Source organism: Mesorhizobium sp. M00.F.Ca.ET.216.01.1.1 (assembly GCF_004010325.2).
In the GTDB taxonomy this organism is placed as follows: Bacteria; Pseudomonadota; Alphaproteobacteria; order Rhizobiales; family Rhizobiaceae; genus Mesorhizobium.
This window is the reverse complement of sequence record NZ_SADR02000110.1, coordinates 1-494: the sequence shown is the minus strand read 5'-3', so window position 1 is coordinate 494 and position 494 is coordinate 1. Positions and strand designations below refer to the sequence as shown.

At 63.0% G+C, this 494-nt stretch carries 1 protein-coding gene; it reads right to left on the bottom strand.

Annotation, left to right across the window (positions count from 1 at the left end; translation table 11 throughout):
- Window positions 1-36: 36 nt before the first annotated feature.
- On the bottom strand, window positions 37-477 hold the full coding sequence (locus EN859_RS35265) for a hypothetical protein (protein ID WP_127857189.1): 441 nt from the start codon (window positions 475-477) through the stop codon (window positions 37-39).
- Window positions 478-494: the final 17 nt, after the last annotated feature.

Below are 494 nucleotides of genomic sequence, written 5' to 3'. Positions count from 1 at the left end.
GGCCCATCCAAGGAATGACGAACGGAGTGACGGCCCTTACTTCACCGTGATGCTCATACCGCTGAGATCGGCGTTGACTTGCAGGCCTACCTGCCTGCCTGTGAGTTCGAGTTGGGCGCCCTTGTCGTTGGTCATGACGATCACCTGGGCCCCTTTGCCGAGCGCGCCGCCACCGCCCGCTGCACCGTACACCCCCGTCACATCTCGGGCGCGGCGAATGTGGCGCACGGTACCATGGAAATAGGTCTTAGAGACCCCGAAGGCGAGGCCGCCCGAGATGCCGCCGACCGAGATCGGATATCGGCGACCATGGAAGGTCAGCGTGCCCTCGCCTCCGGCGCCACCGATGAAGAAGGCCGCCTTGTAGATGGCGAAGCGGATCGTACCGCTGTCGGCATGCGCGGCGCTGGCAAAGCTAACTCCCGCGGCGGCGATGACGGCAACCGCGACTGAACGAAATCTGGACGAAATCTTCATGATGAGAACTCCTCAAG

Excerpts from the sequence above, each read along its gene's own strand:
- EN859_RS35265 (WP_127857189.1), bottom strand. The coding sequence starts at position 477 with ATGAAGATTTCGTCCAGATTTCGTTCAGTCGCGGTTGCCGTCATCGCC.